Below are 17,121 nucleotides of genomic sequence, written 5' to 3'. Positions count from 1 at the left end.
CTTTGATTATGCATATATCAACACTTTGCTAAAACATAGCTTAAAATAAAGTTAAAAAGACTACAGCCCCTTAGTTAGATGCTGAAGTCTTTTTTTGTAATTTTCTACTTTTTTTTTGTTAAAGGTAATTTAAAATTATTTTAATTACATATCATGTTTGTCAATTGTTCCTATAATGTGTTTTATTGTTTTTGAAGATTCAATAATTTTTTTCTTATCTTCAGACGTTAGTATATCGAAATATGTATATAACTTGTCTGTCATATGATCTTTAATAATTTTAATGGTTCTTGTACCAGATTCCGTATTATTAAGCAAAATTTCTTTACGATTTTCAGGATTAACAACTCTGTTTACGTGTCCTTTATTAACCAAGTTGTTTACGATACCAGTGGCCTGTTGCTTGGTAATCATAAGTTCCTTAGCTAAATTAGTCATATTAATAGAATTAAATTTATCTAAGATACATAATGTTTGCATTTGTAATCTACTGATATTAATCACTGGGTTTGTTTCTATGGGTCTAATTATCATTTTTTTCATAAAAACAGATAGATCCATTAATTCATTTAAAATTTCTAAAGTATCTTCATTTTTCAAGAAAATCACCTAACATTTCATTCAGATTTTACATATTTGTATTTATATTAAGTTTATATTCTAATTACAAAAAGGTCAACAAATATTTACAGTAAATACTTATTGACATAGATGGAATTTCATTGTAAGATAATTTTCATAGTAAATAAATGTTGACAATTTTAAAATAATAATCAGTTAGTAATGTCTGTTAATTATCAAGTGATTTTAGAAATTGGATAAGTATTATAAAGTTTTTTAACTTAAAAATTATCTAATATCAACATAAGAAGAGAGGAATAAAAGGATATGCTTAAATTATTAAAACATTTAAAGAAATCAGTTTGGCTTATTTTAGCTATATTAGTTTTATTGGTAGGGCAAGCAGTTTGTGATTTGACTTTACCTAAATATACTTCTGATATTGTTAATGTAGGTATTCAACATGGAGGAGTAGATAAGATAACTCCAGATGTAATTAGAGAAAGTGAAATGGAGAGACTTTCTTTGTTTATGGAAGACAAAGATTATAAAGAAGTACTAGAAAATTATGACTTGGTTAACAAGGGATCTACTTCCGATGAAGAATATCCTTTATTAGAAGAAGAAAATCTTTATGTATTAAAAAATATTGATAAAGATAAAATTGAAGAATTAAATTCAATATTTGGAAAATCGATGGTGATGGTTTCTAATTTTGAAAGTGATTCAGATAAAGTTAAGGCTATGGAAAATCAAATGATTAGTTCATTCCCTCCAGGAGTATTAAAGGAAAATGCAAATATCTTTGATATATTTAAAGTTATGCCAGAAGAACAATTTAAAGAAATAACATCAAGCATGAATGAAATGTTTAGTAAGTTAGATGATAGTAGCATTGATCAAATGGCAGTTTCTTTTGTGAAAAATGAATATACTAAAATTGGTGTTAATATGGATAAATACCAAACTAATTATATATTCTCATCTGGAGCAAAAATGCTTGGATTTGCATTAGTTAGCATGATGGCAACAATACTTGTAACATTGATAGCTTCAAGAGTTGCAGCTGCATTTAGCAGAGATTTAAGAAGCAGTGTATTTAAGAAAGTTGTTGGATTTACAAATAAAGAATTTGATGATTTTTCAACAGCATCATTAATTACACGTTGTACTAATGATATTCAACAAATTCAAATACTTACAGTAATGGTACTTAGATTTGTATTATATGCCCCAATTCTTGGGATAGGTGGATTTATAAAAGTTTTAAACACCAATAGTACAATGTCTTGGGTCATTGGTGTAGCAATACTGTCTATATTAAGTCTTGTAAGTGTGTTATTTGCAATAGCTATGCCTAAATTTAAAAAATTACAAAAATTGGTTGATAAAATAAACTTAGTTGCTAGAGAAATCTTAACAGGAATTCCTGTAATACGTGCATTCAGTACGGAAAAACATGAAGAAGAACGTTTTGATAAAGTAAATAAGGAGTTAACAGACGTTAATTTATTTGTTAATAAGATAATGGCTTGTATGATGCCTGCAATGATGTTTATCATGAATGGAATCACAGTTTTAATTGTATGGGTTGGTGCTAGTAAAATAGAAAATTTAACAATGCAAGTTGGAGACTTAATGGCATTTATTCAATATACAATGCAAATTATAATGGCATTTTTAATGCTTTCAATGATATCAATTATGATTTCACGTGCTGCAGTATCAGCAAAGCGTATTGCAGAAGTTTTAGATACAGAAGGACTTATAAAAGATCCTGTATCGGCTAAATCATTTGAGTATAATAAAAAAGGTTATGTAGAATTTAAGAATGTTAACTTTAGATATCCAAATGCAGAAGAAGATGTTTTAAGTAATATTAATTTTACTGCAAAACCAGGACAAACTACAGCAATTATAGGAAGCACAGGTAGCGGTAAAACAACATTGGTTAATTTAATACCTCGTTTTTTTGATACAACTGAAGGAGAGATCATAGTTGATGGCGTAGATGTACGAAATGTTACACAACATGATTTAAGAGATAAAATTGGATATGTTCCTCAAAAAGGAATGCTATTCTCAGGAACAATAGAATCAAATATTAAATATGGTGCTGAAAATGCTCCAAAAGAAGTAATGATAAATGCAGCTAGAGTTGCACAAGCCACTGAATTTATTGAAGCAAAGGATGACACATATAATAGTCCAATTTCTCAAGGTGGAAACAATGTATCAGGAGGACAAAAGCAAAGATTATCAATAGCAAGAGCAATTGCAAAACAACCAGAAATATATATATTTGATGATAGTTTTTCTGCCCTTGATTATAAGACAGATATAGTTCTTAGAAAGGCATTAAATGAACAAATAAAAGATGGTACTATTTTAATTGTAGCTCAAAGAATTAGTACAGTATTAAATGCTGATCAAATTATTGTTTTAGATGAAGGAAAAATAGTAGGAAAAGGAACTCATAAAGAATTATTAAAATCCTGTGAGGTTTATAAGCAAATTGCTTTATCACAACTTTCAAAGGAGGAACTTGAAAATGAGTAAGGGTATGCAAAGAAAAGGTGCAATGGGCGGCAAAATGGTTGCAGGAGAAAAAGCCAAGAATTTTAAAGGTACTATGAGTAAGTTAATGAAATACTTAAGTGAATATAAAATTCCTATAATTTTTGTATTTGTTTTTGCAATTGGTAGTACAATATTTTCTATAGTAGGACCTAAAATTTTAGGTAATGCAACTACAGAATTGTTTGAAGGATTAATGAGAAAAGTATCTGGAGGATCAGGTATTGATTTTGATAAAATTGCAAAAATACTTGGAGGATTAATTTGTTTATATATTATTAGTGCGATATTCTCATTTATACAAGGAATATTAATGACAAATGTTTCTCAAAAATTAACATATAAATTAAGAAAAGAATTATCAGAAAAAATACATCGTATGCCAATGAAATTTTTTGATGGTAGAACACATGGTGAAGTATTATCAATTTTCACCAATGATATAGATACACTATCTCAAAGTTTAAATCAAAGTGCTACTCAACTTATAACATCAATTACAACTATTATAGGTATTATGATAATGATGTTTAGCATTGACTGGATAATGACTTTAGTAGTTTTGTGTATCTTACCAATTTCTATGGCCATCATAGGATTTGTCGTTAAGAAATCTCAAAAACATTTTAAGGCACAACAGAAGTATTTAGGTCATGTAAATGGTCAAGTTGAAGAAGTCTTTAGCGGCCAAAATATAGTTAGGGTGTTTAATAAAGAACAAAAGGTAATTGATGAATTTGAAAAATCTAATGATGTATTATATAAGTCAGCATGGAAATCTCAATTTTTATCAGGACTTATGATGCCAATAATGACTTTTGTAGGTAATCTTGGATATGTAGCAGTTTCAATTTTAGGTGGATATTTTGTAATCAATGGTAGAATTACAGTTGGTAATATTCAATCATTTATTCAATATAGTAGGAACTTTACTCAACCAATTGGTCAAATCGCTCAGGTTTCAAATTTACTACAATCAACAGCAGCTGCGGCTGAAAGAGTTTTTGAATTTTTAGATGAGGAAGAAGAAGATCAATTTGCTAAAAATCCTGTATCTAGTAATGATGTTCATGGTAATGTAGAGTTTAAAAATGTACAATTTGGATACAATAAAGACAAAATTATAGTAAATGATTTTAGTGCTAAAATTAAAAAGGGACAAAAGATTGCAATTGTAGGACCAACAGGAGCTGGTAAATCAACAATAATTAAACTTTTAATGCGTTTCTATGATGTAAATAAAGGGAAAATTTTAATTGATGGTAATGATTTAAGAGACTTTAATCGTAGTGAACTTCGTGAGGCATTTGGTATGGTATTACAAGATACATGGTTATATAACGGAAGCATAATGGAAAATATTAGATATGGTAAATTAGATGCAACTGATGAAGAAGTGATTGAAGCAGCCAAAGCGGCTCATGTTCACAACTTTGTAAAAACTTTACCAGATGGATATGATATGGAATTAAATGAAGAAGCAAGTAATGTTTCAGCGGGACAGAAACAATTATTAACAATAGCAAGAGCTATATTAGCTGATCCAAAGATTCTTATTCTTGATGAAGCAACAAGTTCAGTTGATACAAGAACAGAATTACTTATTCAAAAGGCAATGGATAATTTAATGAAGGGAAGAACTAGTTTTGTTATAGCTCATAGATTATCAACTATAAAAGATGCTGATCTAATTCTTGTAATGAAGGATGGGGATATTATAGAGCAAGGAAATCATGAAAATCTGTTAACTAATAATGGATTTTATGCGAACCTTTATAATTCACAGTTTGAAAAGGCAAAAGCAATGTAAAAATCTTATAAATGGATTAAAATTTAAAAAAATATAATTTAAAACAAATGATAACGTAGAGAAATACTTAAATATATAGTATAAAAAGTGCCTAAATATTAATTATTTTAATATTTAGGCTTATTTTTATATTGAAAAATATCGAATATATAAATGTAGTACACATTTAATTAGTCAGTTTAGTAGATCATTATACTTTTAAATAAATATGTTAATAATGATAAATTATGAAAAATAACCAAAAAGTGATATAATATTGAAATTGATGTAAATGATATCATACAATAAAACTAACATTAGAAAAAAATACAATCTAATAATTAATAATTAATACTTAAATAGAAAATTTATGTATTAGTAATAATAATAATTACATAAAATAATAGGAGTGATTTTTATGATAAATAAAATAGCGGATAATGAATTAATGCAGGCATTTTACACATTAATGCCTTGTTTTAAATATTATTTTGAAGATGAATTAATTTTTACAATATCTAATACGGAAAGATTTTTATTAGTTAAAGACAGTGCAAACTTAAAAATGCAATCTAAAACAGGCGATATAATTCCAGAGGGATGTGCAGCTGATGTTTGTCTAAAAGCTAAAAAACAAATATCTATTATGGTGCCAGAAAGTGTATTTGGAGTAACACTAAAGACAATAGCAATTCCAGTTTTTGAAGATAATAAAATAGCAGGAACAATAGTAATTGGTATGAGTGTTGAGAGAAAAGAAAAAATGGCAGACATGTCAAATACTTTATCAGAGTCATTAGGACAAATAGGTAATAATTTATTTGATATGTCTTCAGGACTTCAAAAAATATCTGAAACTAATTTAGACATAGAAAGATTTATAGAGCTTACAAATGAAAATTATAAGAAAACAGATGGTGTTCTGAAATTTATAGAAAGTATAGCAAAACAAACTAATATGCTTGGTTTAAATGCAGCTATAGAATCAGCAAGAGCAGGAGAATATGGAAAAGGATTTAGTGTAGTATCTAATGAAATTAGAAAATTATCTCATTCAAGTAGTGAATCAATAAATGAAATTAATAAAATATTGAGTAGTATTCAAAATTCAATAAATGAGATATATAATAGATTTAATGCATCAAATTTATTATTAGATGGACAGGCATCTGGATTAGAAGAAATTACTGCAACGGTTCAAGAACTTAATTCTACTGCAGCGCTTCTAAAAGAATTTGCTGCTACAATATAAAATGGGAGATGTTAATATGAAAATAACCACATTAATAGAAAATACACAGGATAAGGATGAGAAGCTAAAAAATGAACATGGTCTTTCTATGTTTATTGAAGGAAGTAATTGCAATGTCTTATTCGATACTGGAAAAACAGGAGATTTTATTGAAAATGCTAAAAAACTAAATGTTGATCTTAAGAAGACTGATATTTTAGTTTTAAGTCATGCTCATTATGATCATTGTGGTGGGGTTAAAAGATTACTAGAAACTTATGATATAAAACCTAAACTTGTAGTAAGTAATCATTTTTTTAATAGAACAGATAAATATCATTATTCTGATGGAAGTTTAAAATCAGATTTTTCAAAAGAACCTGGATATGCTTATATAGGAACAGACTTTGATAAAAATTATATAGAGAGTAAAGGTGTTTCTGTAGAAAGTTTAGAAAAGGATATTTTAGAAATATGCGATAATATTTTTGTATTCTCTAATTTTAATAAGTACTATGAATTCGAAAAAGTAAACCCTAATATGCAACGTAAAGTTAATGATGAATATATAGTTGATACATTTGATGAAGAAATCGCTTTAGGAATAAAAACTAAAAAAGGTTTAGTTATATTACTTGGATGTGCACATCCAGGATTTTTAAATATGGTAAAAACCATAGAAGAAAGAACTAATGAAAAGATAGTAGGAATAATAGGTGGTACACATCTTATAGAAGCGGATGATGATAGAATAAAAAAATCAGTAGATTATTTAAAGAAATCAGGTGTTGAACTATTAGGATTATCTCATTGTACTGGTGAAAAAGCAGTAGAAATATTTAATGAGGAATGTAAAACTTCATTTACCAATAGAACAGGTACAATAGTAGAATTAGATTAATTTTTAGGATATAAATTACTTAATAAATTTAAGGAGCTGTCTCAGAATGATTTTTTAAATCATTAGCTGATGACGGTTCCTTTTCATTTATAAATTAGGCTATGTTTTAGCAGAATGTTGATATATGCATAAGCAAAGTGGACTGAGTAATTGAACTTAGGAATGCTAAAATGAGTATAGTCCCATTTTAGCTTGCTCCCAATATAAAATTGTACTGTGTGAAAGTTCATGTAACCAAATATAAAATTTGGACATTCACTTTTGACAAGCAGTAAATATGANNTGCATATATCAACACGCATTAAAAACAGAGCCATAAATTAATTAAAAGATAGCTACAATAATTAAAAAATATATATTAAATAGTAACCGCTTATATATGAATTTCATATTATGTAGTATGTGTTAATTCTTAAGTTAAAATATATAATTTTTAAATTTTAATAGATTAAAATCCTTAAATAAAAATATAGATATTAGATAATTCTATTTTTAACCAAGGAGGATTAAATATGACACAATGGAAATGGTGTGTAGAAGGTCAAGATGGAAAGGTTATAAAAGGCTGGTATGAAGAAAATGGGAAATGGTATTATTTAAATGATGAGGGAATAATGCAGACTGGGTGGGTAAAAGACAAAGATGGATTATGGTATTATATGGATTCCAATGGAATAATGCAAACTGGATGGATTAAGCTAAAGGAAATTTGGTATTATCTTGAGGAATCTAGTAATGGCTATAAAGGAAAATGTTATATTGATTGTACTGCAAGTATTAATGGGAAACAGTATACTTTTGATAAAGATGGTAGTATGTTAGAAAATACTTTAGTATCTGATGCTTGTATTGATTTTATAAAATCTTGGGAGGGTTTTTTTTCAAAACCATATTATGATATGGTTGGAGTCTTAACATTAGGTTATGGAATGACTGGAGATGAAATAAAGGGGTTATCTAGTATAACTGAAAGTAAAGCAAGTGAAATGTTAAAAAATTTAATTAACAATAAATATGCTAAAATAATAAAAAAAGATTTAGATGATAAAAATATAAGTTTAAAACAAAATGAACTAGATGCATTAGTAAGCTTTGCATATAATTGTGGGGTAGTAGGATTGCTAGGTTCTACACTATATAAAAATATAATTGCAGGAATAAGAGATAAAGATATAATTACTTCTAATTTTCAAGCTTGGAGTAATGGTGGAGGAAAAAGAATAGAAGGGCTTTATAGAAGAAGAACTAAAGAGGCTGCCATGTTCTTAAGTGCAGATTATAGAGGTAATATATAATAAATATGTACACTAAAGACTAGAGATTAAATTTAAGGGTAATTATAATTTTATGGGTTATATTAAACCTTAAATACTATAATTACTCTTTTGAGTAAATTATTAATTTTAAGAGAATTTATAAAAAATTATTTACTTTTAAAAAATTTAAGCTATAATAAGATAAAGAATAAAATATAAGAATAGATAATTATTTTTATATACAATTTCATATTGTTAAAAATTTTGACAAGAACTTTTAATTTAGTCCAGAGAGGCTAAAAAGGGGAGATAATAGTATTTTCCTCTTATTTATTTAAGGAGGTATTTTTTTTATGTCAGAAATTATAAGTATTACAAAAGAGCAATTCGGAGAAATTTCGTGGAAAAAAACAGGGGGCAAGTTAGTATTAGCATTACAACACTTAATTGCAATGTTTGGAGCAACTGTTTTAGTTCCTATTTTAACCGGTCTTGATATTTCGGTAGCATTATTTTGTGCAGGTATTGGAACATTAGTATTTCATATTTGTACAAAAATGAAAGTTCCAGTCTTTTTAGGCTCATCATTTGCATTCATTCCAGTAATATGCGCTGTTGGACAAACATATGGCGATTTAAGATATGCACAAGGTGGAATAATGATAGCAGGTCTAATCTATGTCTTAATGTCTTTTATTATCAAAAAAATTGGTACTGATAAAATAAAATATGTATTACCAGCACAAGTTGTTGGACCTATGATTATGGTAATAGGATTAAATTTAATTCCAACAGCTATAAATATGGCTAAAGACAATTTAATCATTGGAGTTATAACATTAGGAGTAACTTTATCAGTAAAATATTTAGGAAAAGGATTTATATCTCAAATATCAATATTATGTGGGGTTATTGTAGGGTATATAGTATCTTATTTTATAGGGTATGTTAATGTTCAAGCAATTTCAGAAGCGAGCATTATAGTTATTCCACATTTTACATTACCTAAATTTGATTTAGGAGCGATAATGATTATTGTACCAGTAGTACTAGCTACTTTTATGGAACATATTGGTGACATAACAACAAATGGTCAAGTTGTTGGAAAAAATTTCATAGAAGAGCCAGGATTAAATAGGACTTTACTAGGAGATGGACTAGCTACTATAATAGCAGCATCATTTGGGGGACCAGCTAATACTACATATGGAGAGAATACTGGAGTTTTAGCAATTACTAAAAATTATGATCCATCAATATTAAGATTAGCAGCTATATTTGCAATAATGCTAAGCTTTATAGGTAAGTTTGGATCTGCAATAAGCACAATTCCACAAGCTGTTATGGGTGGAATAAGTATAATGTTATTTTCTATGATTTCATTAGTTGGATTTAATACTATAAAATATCAAAAAGTGAAAATAGATTGGAGAAATTTACTTGTAATTAGTACAATACTAGTAATAGGACTTTCAGGAACTTTCATAGAGAAAAAATTTGGAATTTTAGTAGGAATAAGAATAAATGATACAGTATCTATATCAGGATTAAGCTTTGCAGCAATTGTTGGAGTAGCATTAAACTTAATATTAAACAGAGTGAATTTCAAAAAATAAAATAATAAATAAAGGCTCTGTTTTAGCGGAGTGTTGATATATGCATAAGCAAAGTGGGCGGAGTATAAGTATAAGACTATATCATTTCTGTAAGTATTTAGTTATAGAAATGATATAGTCTTTTTTATTTTTATATTAGTTTTTTCATATGCTTTAAAAAAGACAAATATATATAAATCAAATAAAACATTAAAATGATTATAAAATTAATTAAAAAATTAAGAGAGATAGCTTTTAACTATTAAGAAATGTTGAATACACTCGAAATATTAAATATAAATTATAAGGTTAGCTTGATTACAATTTAAAGTATAAAAAGTTCTATTAAATATTAATAAATCCTATATTATATGATAAAAGGGGTGGAATAACATATGAAAGATATAAAAATTTTAATAGTTGATGATTCACCATTTCAAATAGCATTGCTTAGAGATGCATTAACAGAAAATGGGTTTAATGTTGTTGGAGAAGCTCAATCGCTAGAGGAAGCTATTGAAGAGACTAAGAAATTAAAACCTGATTTAATAACAATGGATATGACTATTCCAGGTACTGATGGTTTTGAATGCACAAGAGAAATACACAAAATTGATGATAGTATTAAAGTTATTATTGTTAGTGCAATGATGGATGATGAACTTATAAAAAAAGCTAAGAAAACAAAAATATCAGGTTATATTCAAAAACCAGTTGATTCAGAAGAATTAACGTTGTTAATAAATAGAGTTATGGGGGATGAAGAACTTCATTCAGAATTAGAACTTTTATATCCAAATGTATTTAAAGAATCTATAATAAATTTATTTAGCAAATTAACAAAAACAGATGCTGAAGTTATTGATGATTATAATACTGATAAAGAGATACACAGCGAAGGCATTGTGGCAGTTATGGGGATTATAGGAAAATACTCAGGAAGAATGATTATAGATATGTCATTTGAAACAGCTCAAAATATTGTAACAACATTATTGAAGAGAGAAGCTAAAGATACGAAAGAATTACTTAATGTAGTAGCGGAAATTGCCAATATGTTTGCAGGGAATGCATGCTCAATGATAAATAAAAAGAATAAAGTATTTGGATTAAGAGTAGCACCACCAACTACATTTCACGGTGAATCAATAAATATATCAAAAGCAGAAATAGATAACAATTATTCTGCAAAGATTAAAACTAAATTTGGAGATTTATCAATAAACATAGGATTCAAAAGAGGTGAAAGTGAATGGATGTCAATAATATAAATCCTATAGTAGATGCATTTACAAATGTAATGCCTCAATTAGGTTTAAGTGATATTAAAAAAAATGGAGTAAGTGAAAAAGGCAGATTTATAGAAAGCCCAGGAGTTATAATTATAATAGGACTTATTGGAGACATTAAAGGAAATATTATATATACTATGAATGAAGAAGATGCAAAAAAAATTGCATCAGCCATGATGATGGGAATGCCAGTAGATAAATTTAATGAATTAGCACAAAGTGCTATTTCTGAACTTGTTAATATGCTTACAGCAAATGCTTCAACTAATTTTTCAAATAATAATGTAAATGTAGATATATCTACACCAACTCTTATACATGGAAAATTTACTGCAAATTCTAGTTCGGATAAAGTAGTATGCATATCTATGGAGATTAATGGAGCTGTTATAGATGTTAATATTTCTTTAATAAAGAATACAATTTAATTTTTAGGCTCTGTTTTAGCAGAGNNNNAATTGAACTTAGGAATGCTAAAATGAGTATAGTCCAATTACAATGCTACTTTGTATATACCAACACATATTTAAAATATAGATTAAAATGAAAATTAATTATTATTTGCAAATAGTTCATTTGCTTTTTGAGCTATACGAGTTCCAAATATCTTAAACATTTCTTTGCTTTCTTCAAAATTTTCTTTTAATGCAACAGCACCTAAATGTATATAAGGTTGTCCTAAAGAAGAACCCCCAGAATAAACTAGCATACCTTTAACCATGATATGATTAATTATAGTTAAGATAGCTGTATCAGCACCACCTTGTGCAAAGTTGGCAGTTGCAAAGACTGCTCCGATTTTACCACTAAGATTACAATTTGAAGATTCATCAAACCATTTTTTTAGTTGCCAACACATATTGGCGTGATAGGTTGGTGTTCCAAAGATTACAGCATTGCTTTTATCAACAAAATTATAGTCAATATTATCAAGATCAAAAATTCCTACTTCAATGTTTTTTTCTAGCTTCATGCTAGAAGCAATAACATCTGCCATCTCTTTTGTTTTTCCAGTTTTACTAAAATAAATTATAGATATTTTCATAAATTGCAACTAGAAAGTGTAATTATATAAACTTTCTAGTAAGTCACATCCTTTCTAAATAACATATATATAATTATACAGTAATTTTATAAAATATGAGAGGTTAATTAATGTGAATAATGTTTTAAATTAATTGAATAAAATTTATATTAAAAGTAAAAAAGATATTGTATCTAAGCGTAATACATTTGGAATGGATACTAAATATTTAAGAATCTATCATTATAAATTAGAATCTAGCGCAGTAGGGGCGGCATTACTACATATAGAAAAATTTATGAATCAAATTTAAAATTCTCAGAAAATCAAGGAAATAACAATAGCTATTTTCTTGATTTTTTATTATTTTTTGAAAACGTATTGACAAAATTATAAAAAGTTTCTAATATAATATTAAAAGACTTTTATAAAAGTACTTTAATAAGTTTTTGGGAAGGAGCAAGTAAAATGAGAAATGAAAAAATAAAGACTAGAATAATTGTACCGGATAGATATATAGCTAAAGTAAACGGTTCACTTAATAAAATAATAGATGTTATATCAGGAATGTTTATACCAATTATTAATGTTATGAGTGCTGCAGGAATTTTAAAAGGAATTGTTGCCATATTAGAGGCGATAAATATATTATCATCTAATAATGATACATATGTAATTTTCAATGGAATAGCAGATGCATTTTTTTATTATATTCCTGTATTTTTAGCATTTACTTCTGCTAAAAAGTTAAAGGCTAATAAATATACAGCTGTATTTATAGCAGTTATTATGTTGCATCCTAATATAACGAGTTTACTTAAGGAAAAAGATATGATTAATTTTATGGGTATACATATTAGTTCAGTAACATATTCATCTAGCGTGATTCCAATAATATTAGCAGTTGGACTTTTACATTATGTTGAAGGACTTTTTTCTAAGATTATACCAAGTGTAGTAAAAGAATTTTTTACACCGTTATGTTCTATCCTTGTAGTTGTTCCTATAACGTTTATAGTATTTGGACCGATTGGAACTATAATTGGTAATGGATTAGCAAGTATATATGAAAATGTTTATGCATTTAATCCAATTATGGCAGGGGCCTGTTTAGGTTTTTTAATTCAGCCTATGGTTATATTGGGATTTCATTGGAGTCTTGTTCCTTTAGCAATTAATAATATTGCTTTAAATGGATCAGATACAATTTTAGCTTTAATGGGACCTGCTGTTTTTGGACAAGCTGGGGCAGCTTTAGCAGTATTTTTTATTACTAAAAATAAAAAGTTAAAGACAGTAGCAGCATCGGCATCAATCTCAGCAATATTTGGAGTAACAGAGCCAGCATTATTTGGTGTAAACCTTTTATTGAAAAGACCATTACTTTTTGTTTGTATAGCTGGTGGAATAGGTGGTGCCATAGTTGGAGCAAGTGGTTCAAGTGCCATGTCTTTTGCATTTCCAGGATTAGGAACAATACCAGTTTTTCTAGGAATGGGATTTAAAGGTTTTTTACTTGGATGCATAATTGCTTTTATAATAAGTTTTTTATTAACAATAGTATTTAAATTTAAAGATATAGAAAATTAAATAGAAAAACACTTTATCTAAAAATAGATGAAGTATTAATATATAAATTCATGGCTATGTTTTAGGAATATATTGATAGGTTCCTAAGAAAAGTGTGATGAGCAATGCAGCAGGAGCCATTACAACAACAAGAAGTGGTGCAATATCAGCATTACCTGAATTAAAAGAAGTTGAAAATATGATAGTGTAATAAACTATTTTTATAGCTTTTATTAAAAAAGATAAGTAGCTGTCATAAAATGATTTTTTAAAATTATTTTATGATGGCTCTTTTTATATTTTAAAATATGAATGGTTACTTGATAATAGAATAATTTTATGAACATTTATTAAAGTTACTGCATAAAAAGATAATACATAGATAGATGTTTATTAATATGCAAATGGTAGATACTAAATATAATATTATCATTGACTTCATATAGATGGTGGTCTATATTATATATAGATGAATATCTATATAAGGGAGTGAGTTTATTGAACTATGAGAATAATTCCAAAATTATTAAAGCACTTTCTGATCCAAATAGATTAAGAATTATTGATATATTATCTTGTGGAGAAAGATGTGCATGTGATATATTGAAAAATTTTGAATTTACTCAACCAACATTATCTCATCATATGAAGGTATTAATTGATTGCGAAATAGTAAATGTTAGAAAAGAAAGATCTTGGAATTACTACTGTTTGAATATCAATAAATGTAATAATCTAATTTTATTCTTGATGAACATCATTGCAAATACAGAGGATTGTATTTGCAATGATAAAACAAAATATGAATGCAAATAAAGGAGTGAATTAATATGAAAAAAATGATTATTTTTGATCCAGCTATGTGTTGCTCAACAGGAGTTTGTGGTCCATCTGTTAATCCAGAATTATTAAGAGTTGCAACAGTATTAAACACTTTAAAAAATAAAGGGATAATAGTTGAAAGATATAATCTTACAAGTAATCCTCAAATATTTGTAACTAATACAATTATAAACCAGATACTAATGACAAAGGGCTTAGAGGCTCTTCCTATTATTATGGTAAATGGTAAGATTGTTAAAATGGGCAGTTATCCTAGTAATAAAGAATTTTGTCAATTATTAAATATACCAGAGGATTATTTAAAAGCAAATATAAAGAGACCTACTAAATGTAACTGTAAAGGTGGATGTTGTTAATTATAAATAAAAATAATAAGTTTATGTATCATATTTTACAATATATAAAGAAAGGAAGATAAAAATGTTTAAATTATTTGATTTAGAAAAATTAAACTTAACAAAATATTTGTTTTTTACAGGTAAAGGTGGAGTAGGAAAGACTTCAACTGCTTGTGCAGTAGCAGTTACTTTAGCAGATTTAGGAAAGAAGATAATGCTCGTTAGTACAGATCCAGCTTCAAATCTTCAGGATGTATTTGATACAGAACTAAATAATAAGGGAGTTAAAATAAAAGATGTTCCTAATTTAAAAGTTGCAAATTTTAGTCCGGAAGATGCTGCTGCTGAATATAGAGAAAGTGTTATAGCTCCTTATAGAGGAAAGTTACCAGAAGCTGTTTTAAATAATATGGAAGAACAACTTTCAGGTTCATGTACAGTTGAAATTGCAGCTTTTAATGAATTTTCATTAATGATAACAGATAAAAGTGTAAGTAATGAATATGATCACATTATTTTTGATACAGCTCCAACAGGGCATACATTAAGAATGCTTCAATTACCTTCAGCGTGGAGTAATTTTATTAGCGAAAGTACTCATGGGGCATCATGTCTTGGTCAACTTGCAGGATTAGAAGATAAAAAAGAGATGTATAAAAAAGCAGTTGAGACTTTAGCTGATAAAGAAGAAACTACACTTATACTTGTTTCAAGAGCAGAGATAACTCCTTTAAAAGAAGCAGAAAGAGCATCTAAGGAACTTCAAGATATTGGAGTTGAAAATCAACTTTTAATTGTAAATGGAGTACTTCAACAGTGTGATGATTATTTGTCTAAATCCATTTATGATAAACAACAAAATGCACTAAAAGATATTCCAGAAGGATTAAAGAATATTGAAACTTTTGAAATTCCACTAAGGCCTTATAATATAACAGGATTAGAAAACGTAAGATCATTGTTAAAAGACAATTCTATTGTAATAGACAATGAAATTTTAAATGTAACTGAAATACCAAAACTAAATAGTATAATTGAAGATTTATATAAAAATGATAAAAAGGTAATATTTACAATGGGCAAGGGTGGAGTAGGAAAAACTACTATAGCTGCTGCAATTGCACTTGGATTATCAAAAAAGGGTAAGAAAGTACATTTGACAACAACTGATCCTGCTGGACATTTAAAATTTGTATTAGATGAAAGTTATGGAATTTCATTAAGTAATATTGATGAAAAGGAAGAACTTGAAAAATATAAAGAAGAAGTGTTAGCTAAAGCAAGAGAAAACAATATGAGTGAAGAGGATATAGCTTATGTTGAAGAGGATTTAAGATCACCATGTACTCAAGAAATAGCTGTGTTTAGGGCTTTTGCTGAAATAGTTGAAAGATCAGAAAATGAGGTTGTTGTTATTGATACAGCTCCAACAGGGCATACTTTATTACTATTAGAATCAACAGAAAGTTATAATAGGGAAATTGTTAGATCAGAAGGAGATATTCCAGAATCAGTTATAAAACTTTTACCAAAATTAAAAAATCATAAAGAAACTGAAGTTATAATTGTAACCTTAGCAGAAACAACACCAGTTTATGAAGCTATGAGACTTCAAGAAGATTTAAATAGAGCAGAAATTTATAGTAAATGGTGGGTTATAAATTCAAGTCTTTATGCTACAAATACTAGTAATGACATATTAAAAGCTAAGGCTAGCAATGAGATAAAGTGGATAAATAAAGTGGATAAAATATCAAATGGAAATTTTGCAGTAATTCAGTGGAAAGCAGAAGAAGTAAAGGGAGATAAACTTAAAGAATTATTAAATTAAAGTATTATCCCACTACATTAATGAATGAAATTTTGTGGTGGGATAAATAATATTAATAGAGATGATAAAGCAATAAGTTTGTTTTAAAAGTAAGGAGGAAAAAATGAGAATAATAGTTATAGGAGCAGTAGCAGCAGGAACATCTGCAGCTGCTAAAGCACGTAGAAATGATGATTTTGCTGAAATAGTAATATACGAAAGAGATAAAGATATTTCTTATTCAGGTTGTGGCTTGCCATATTATATTGGTGGAGAAATTAAAGAACTTGATGAACTTACTCCAAGGAATCCTTCATTTTTTAAAAAGAAATACA

General features: G+C 27.5%; 16 protein-coding genes. 14 read left to right on the top strand and 2 right to left on the bottom strand.

Annotated elements, in window-relative coordinates; translation table 11 throughout:
* Positions 1 to 144: 144 nt before the first annotated feature.
* Positions 145 to 609, bottom strand: coding sequence for a MarR family winged helix-turn-helix transcriptional regulator (locus NG904_RS02695; protein WP_252229603.1), 465 nt, complete (start codon positions 607 to 609; stop codon positions 145 to 147).
* A 279-nt stretch (positions 610 to 888) separates the two neighbouring features.
* Here NG904_RS02695 and NG904_RS02690 point away from each other — a divergent pair, with 279 nt between their 5' ends.
* The 8 genes from NG904_RS02690 to NG904_RS02655 all read left to right on the top strand — a co-directional run bounded on the left by NG904_RS02690 (position 889) and on the right by NG904_RS02655 (position 11,630).
* A complete protein-coding gene (locus NG904_RS02690) occupies positions 889 to 3,120 on the top strand; it encodes an ABC transporter ATP-binding protein (protein ID WP_252229601.1) in 2,232 nt (743 codons plus the stop codon).
* Positions 3,113 to 4,948 carry an ABC transporter ATP-binding protein gene (locus NG904_RS02685; RefSeq protein ID WP_252229599.1) on the top strand — a complete coding sequence of 612 codons (1,836 nt, stop codon included), beginning with the start codon at positions 3,113 to 3,115 and terminating at the stop codon, positions 4,946 to 4,948. The genes NG904_RS02690 and NG904_RS02685 overlap by 8 nt, the downstream gene beginning before the upstream one ends.
* 397 nt (positions 4,949 to 5,345) lie before the next feature.
* Complete coding sequence (locus tag NG904_RS17235; RefSeq protein WP_286674274.1) at positions 5,346 to 6,179, top strand: methyl-accepting chemotaxis protein; 834 nt, start codon at positions 5,346 to 5,348, stop codon at positions 6,177 to 6,179.
* A gap of 16 nt (positions 6,180 to 6,195) precedes the next feature.
* The gene (locus NG904_RS02675) at positions 6,196 to 7,059 is read left to right on the top strand and encodes an MBL fold metallo-hydrolase (protein WP_252229597.1); all 864 of its coding nucleotides are present in this window, start codon (positions 6,196 to 6,198) and stop codon (positions 7,057 to 7,059) included.
* A 512-nt stretch (positions 7,060 to 7,571) separates the two neighbouring features.
* Complete coding sequence (locus NG904_RS02670; RefSeq protein WP_252213947.1) at positions 7,572 to 8,354, top strand: lysozyme; 783 nt, start codon at positions 7,572 to 7,574, stop codon at positions 8,352 to 8,354.
* 314 nt (positions 8,355 to 8,668) lie between these two features.
* Positions 8,669 to 9,931: a uracil-xanthine permease family protein gene (locus NG904_RS02665; protein WP_252229595.1), complete on the top strand. Its 1,263-nt coding sequence runs from the start codon at positions 8,669 to 8,671 to the stop codon at positions 9,929 to 9,931.
* A 374-nt stretch (positions 9,932 to 10,305) separates the two neighbouring features.
* A complete protein-coding gene (locus NG904_RS02660; protein ID WP_252213943.1) occupies positions 10,306 to 11,181 on the top strand; it encodes a response regulator in 876 nt (291 codons plus the stop codon).
* On the top strand, positions 11,163 to 11,630 hold the full coding sequence (locus NG904_RS02655) for a chemotaxis protein CheX (protein WP_252229593.1): 468 nt from the start codon (positions 11,163 to 11,165) through the stop codon (positions 11,628 to 11,630). The genes NG904_RS02660 and NG904_RS02655 overlap by 19 nt, the downstream gene beginning before the upstream one ends.
* Positions 11,631 to 11,752: 122 nt before the next feature.
* Here NG904_RS02655 and NG904_RS02650 read toward each other — a convergent pair whose 3' ends face one another.
* Positions 11,753 to 12,247 carry a flavodoxin family protein gene (locus NG904_RS02650; RefSeq protein ID WP_252225511.1) on the bottom strand — a complete coding sequence of 165 codons (495 nt, stop codon included), beginning with the start codon at positions 12,245 to 12,247 and terminating at the stop codon, positions 11,753 to 11,755.
* A 133-nt stretch (positions 12,248 to 12,380) separates the two neighbouring features.
* Here NG904_RS02650 and NG904_RS02645 point away from each other — a divergent pair, with 133 nt between their 5' ends.
* The 6 genes from NG904_RS02645 to NG904_RS02620 form a co-directional block, all read left to right on the top strand.
* The gene (locus NG904_RS02645; protein ID WP_252229591.1) at positions 12,381 to 12,539 is read left to right on the top strand and encodes a hypothetical protein; all 159 of its coding nucleotides are present in this window, start codon (positions 12,381 to 12,383) and stop codon (positions 12,537 to 12,539) included.
* Positions 12,540 to 12,694: 155 nt separating this feature from the next.
* Positions 12,695 to 13,816, top strand: a complete 1,122-nt coding sequence (locus NG904_RS02640) for a PTS transporter subunit EIIC (RefSeq protein WP_252229589.1) — start codon at positions 12,695 to 12,697, stop codon at positions 13,814 to 13,816.
* Between the two features lie 477 nt (positions 13,817 to 14,293).
* Entirely contained in the window at positions 14,294 to 14,611 is a 318-nt protein-coding gene (locus tag NG904_RS02635) for an ArsR/SmtB family transcription factor (RefSeq protein WP_252229587.1), read from the top strand.
* Between the two features lie 14 nt (positions 14,612 to 14,625).
* A complete protein-coding gene (gene arsD / locus NG904_RS02630; protein WP_252225509.1) occupies positions 14,626 to 14,994 on the top strand; it encodes an arsenite efflux transporter metallochaperone ArsD in 369 nt (122 codons plus the stop codon).
* A gap of 64 nt (positions 14,995 to 15,058) precedes the next feature.
* Positions 15,059 to 16,807 (top strand): arsenical pump-driving ATPase, encoded by a 1,749-nt coding sequence (gene arsA, locus NG904_RS02625; RefSeq protein ID WP_252229585.1) that lies wholly within the window; start codon positions 15,059 to 15,061, stop codon positions 16,805 to 16,807.
* Between the two features lie 103 nt (positions 16,808 to 16,910).
* The coding region (locus NG904_RS02620) for an FAD-dependent oxidoreductase (protein ID WP_353846041.1) at positions 16,911 to 17,121 on the top strand (211 nt) is incomplete at its 3' end.

Origin of the sequence: Clostridium sp. ZBS15, from assembly GCF_023845705.1 — a bacterium.
In the GTDB taxonomy this organism is placed as follows: Bacteria; Bacillota; Clostridia; order Clostridiales; family Clostridiaceae; genus Clostridium; species Clostridium aquiflavi.
Note: the sequence above shows the minus strand (reverse complement) of the source record. Positions and strands in the feature narration are given on the sequence as shown.

Excerpts from the sequence above, each read along its gene's own strand:
- NG904_RS02690 (WP_252229601.1), top strand. The coding sequence starts at position 889 with ATGCTTAAATTATTAAAACATTTAAAGAAATCAGTTTGGCTTATTTTA.
- NG904_RS02685 (WP_252229599.1), top strand. The coding sequence starts at position 3,113 with ATGAGTAAGGGTATGCAAAGAAAAGGTGCAATGGGCGGCAAAATGGTT.
- NG904_RS17235 (WP_286674274.1), top strand. The coding sequence starts at position 5,346 with ATGATAAATAAAATAGCGGATAATGAATTAATGCAGGCATTTTACACA.
- NG904_RS02675 (WP_252229597.1), top strand. The coding sequence starts at position 6,196 with ATGAAAATAACCACATTAATAGAAAATACACAGGATAAGGATGAGAAG.
- NG904_RS02670 (WP_252213947.1), top strand. The coding sequence starts at position 7,572 with ATGACACAATGGAAATGGTGTGTAGAAGGTCAAGATGGAAAGGTTATA.
- NG904_RS02665 (WP_252229595.1), top strand. The coding sequence starts at position 8,669 with ATGTCAGAAATTATAAGTATTACAAAAGAGCAATTCGGAGAAATTTCG.
- NG904_RS02660 (WP_252213943.1), top strand. The coding sequence starts at position 10,306 with ATGAAAGATATAAAAATTTTAATAGTTGATGATTCACCATTTCAAATA.
- NG904_RS02655 (WP_252229593.1), top strand. The coding sequence starts at position 11,163 with ATGGATGTCAATAATATAAATCCTATAGTAGATGCATTTACAAATGTA.
- NG904_RS02650 (WP_252225511.1), bottom strand. The coding sequence starts at position 12,247 with ATGAAAATATCTATAATTTATTTTAGTAAAACTGGAAAAACAAAAGAG.
- NG904_RS02640 (WP_252229589.1), top strand. The coding sequence starts at position 12,695 with ATGAGAAATGAAAAAATAAAGACTAGAATAATTGTACCGGATAGATAT.
- arsD (WP_252225509.1), top strand. The coding sequence starts at position 14,626 with ATGAAAAAAATGATTATTTTTGATCCAGCTATGTGTTGCTCAACAGGA.
- arsA (WP_252229585.1), top strand. The coding sequence starts at position 15,059 with ATGTTTAAATTATTTGATTTAGAAAAATTAAACTTAACAAAATATTTG.